The organism is Arthrobacter sp. Hiyo1, from assembly GCF_001263615.2.
GTDB lineage: Bacteria > Actinomycetota > Actinomycetes > Actinomycetales > Micrococcaceae > Arthrobacter.
Map to the genome: position 1 here is coordinate 579,631 of NZ_DF952469.1, position 2,266 is coordinate 581,896.

Here is a 2,266-nt window from a genome sequence, read left to right on the forward strand (position 1 = left end):
GGCACGCCGGGCGGAATTCTTAAGCTCACTCGCTTGTGCTTTTTCTTGCTCTTGCACGGGAGCACCCCTACTGATTGTGGTTGTCATGCTGCTACACCCGCCGATTGCTTGTAGGCGCGGGTAACTTCGTCCTTCAAGGACTCCCAGATCTGGCCCTGCAACTCCAGGAACCGCTCCTCGTGCCGGATCTTCTGGACATCTCCACGCGGCCTCGGCAGATCGATCTCGAAAACATCCTTGATGGTGCCGGGGCTGCTGGTCATGATGACCACCTTGTCCGCCAGCGCCACTGCCTCGTCGAGGTCGTGCGTGATGAAGAGGACAGAGGGGCGCAGTTCCTCCCAGAGCTGCAGCAGTTCGTTCTGCATGATGGCCTTGGTCTGCACGTCGAGTGCGCCGAACGGCTCATCCATCAAGAGGATCCGCGGGTTGTTGATCAGCGCCGCCGCCATGGCGACGCGCTTGCGCATACCGCCGGACAACTGGTGCGGGTAACGGTCCTCGAAGCCGGCCAGGCCCACGCGGCGCAGCCAATCCCTTGCGAGCAGGGTGGCTTCCTTCTTGGGCGTCCCGAGCAGGACCGGGCCGATCAGCACGTTTCCGAGAACGGTCTTCCAGGGGAAGAGCGCGTCCGCTTGGAACATGTAGCTGACGCCGTTGGTGATGCCGTCTACGATCTGGTCGTGGACCTTCACCGAGCCGGCACTTGGCCGCTCGAGTCCGGAAACCTGGGCCAGGGTGGTCGACTTGCCGCAGCCCGTCGGTCCGACGATCGCGCAGAACTCGCCGGGTTCGACCCTCAGCGTCACATCGCGGATGGCAGTGAACGTCTCGTTCTTGGGAGTGAGGTAACGCTTGGTCAACCCGACAATGTCGATGCCCGCGGCGTCCTCAGCCCTCTCGGCCCCGGGCGGCCGGTTGGGTGGATGGCATTCATTTGCTAAGACCTCTCTGTCTTACGGATCCCTTCCTTGGGAGTCCGACGAATTCGTGATGTGGATCACTGAAACTATGTAAAGCTTAGGAAGCGATCATCAGGCCCAGAAGTCTTCAGTAAGTTGTGCGCCTTAGCCGCAAAAGTGCACGTTTTGTGCGTTTTCTGCTGTCGCCTCACCTACCGAGGAAATGCCCGGGAAAGGAGCCAAAACGTTGATGAGGACATTGGTGGTTGACGACGATTTCCGGGTCGCCGGAATCCACGCCGCCCGGGTGGCCAGGGTTGACGGTTTCGAATGCGTCGGTCAGGTGTACACCGCTGCGGCCGCGCGGGAGGCGATCGAGCGCCTCAACCCGGACCTGCTCTTGCTGGATGTACACCTGCCGGACGAGGACGGGATCGCGATGCTGCGATCCCTGCAGGCCGCAGGTACCGACGTCGACTGCATCGTCATCACCGCGGCCCAGGACCTGGCCACCGTCAAGTCAGCGATGACAAGCGGCGCGGTCTACTACATGGTCAAGCCCTTCAGCTTTGACCGGCTCCGCACACAGTTGGAGGCGTACCGGAACTGGCGGCAGGAGCTGGATTCCGCTTCAACTGCCGACCAGGCAACTATTGATAGCCTCTACAACGCGCGCTCTGCCGGGGTCAGGCCCGCGGCCCCGGCGCCTCGCCTGCAACCCACCATGCAAAAAGCGTACGACGCCGTCCGCGCCGCCGGGGGGTCCCATCAGCGCCGCTGAAATCGCCGGACAGCTCGGTGTCAGCCGCCCGACAGCGCAGCGCTACCTCAGTGTCCTGGAGCAAAAAGGTCTTCTCGTTTTGGACCTCACGTATGGCGGCACCGGCCGCGCTCAACTCCTACACGGTGAGTTGAGCGGGCGGCCGGCTACCTTGTGACTACTTGGTGCTGACTACTCGGCCGCTACGGGCTCGGCCTGCTTCACAAGGGCAGCCTCGAGGTTGATCTTCACCTTGTCGCTCACCAGGAAACCGCCGGTCTCCAACGCTGCGTTCCACGTCAGCCCGAAGTCCTTGCGGCTGATCTCGGTTTCGGCGGAGAACCCGGCGCGGGTCGCGCCGAAAGGATCAACCGCGACGCCGGTGAACTCAACTTCCAGCTCCACCGGCTTGGTGATCCCCCGGATGGTGAGGTCGCCCGTGAGGGTGTAGTCCTCGCCGTCGCCCTCTACGCTGGTGGCCCGGAAGGTCATCTCCGGGAACTTCTCGACGTCGAAGAAGTCGGCGCCGCGGACGTGGCCGTCCCGGTTGGCATCGCCGGAGTCGAAACTCGCGGTCTTGACGGTTGCGTGGAGGGACGCGTCC

The 2,266-nt window shown here is 63.0% G+C and carries 4 protein-coding genes; 2 read left to right on the forward strand and 2 right to left on the reverse strand.

Features of this window, described 5'->3' with window-relative positions:
• Positions 1–83: 83 nt before the first annotated feature.
• Positions 84–863 carry an ABC transporter ATP-binding protein gene (locus AHiyo1_RS07080; RefSeq protein WP_216363146.1) on the reverse strand — a complete coding sequence of 260 codons (780 nt, stop codon included), beginning with the start codon at positions 861–863 and terminating at the stop codon, positions 84–86.
• A 289-nt stretch (positions 864–1,152) separates the two neighbouring features.
• On the opposite strand from AHiyo1_RS07080, the gene AHiyo1_RS07085 reads away from it, so the two are divergent.
• Positions 1,153–1,683, forward strand: a complete 531-nt coding sequence (locus tag AHiyo1_RS07085; protein WP_216363147.1) for a response regulator — start codon at positions 1,153–1,155, stop codon at positions 1,681–1,683.
• 1 nt (position 1,684) lies between these two features.
• Positions 1,685–1,840 carry a helix-turn-helix domain-containing protein gene (locus AHiyo1_RS28200; protein WP_445286199.1) on the forward strand — a complete coding sequence of 52 codons (156 nt, stop codon included), beginning with the start codon at positions 1,685–1,687 and terminating at the stop codon, positions 1,838–1,840.
• 14 nt (positions 1,841–1,854) lie between these two features.
• On the opposite strand, the gene AHiyo1_RS07090 is transcribed toward AHiyo1_RS28200, so the two are convergent.
• The coding region (locus tag AHiyo1_RS07090; protein WP_059388080.1) for a YceI family protein at positions 1,855–2,266 on the reverse strand (412 nt) is incomplete at its 5' end.

Excerpts from the sequence above, each read along its gene's own strand:
- AHiyo1_RS07085 (WP_216363147.1), top strand. The coding sequence starts at position 1,153 with ATGAGGACATTGGTGGTTGACGACGATTTCCGGGTCGCCGGAATCCAC.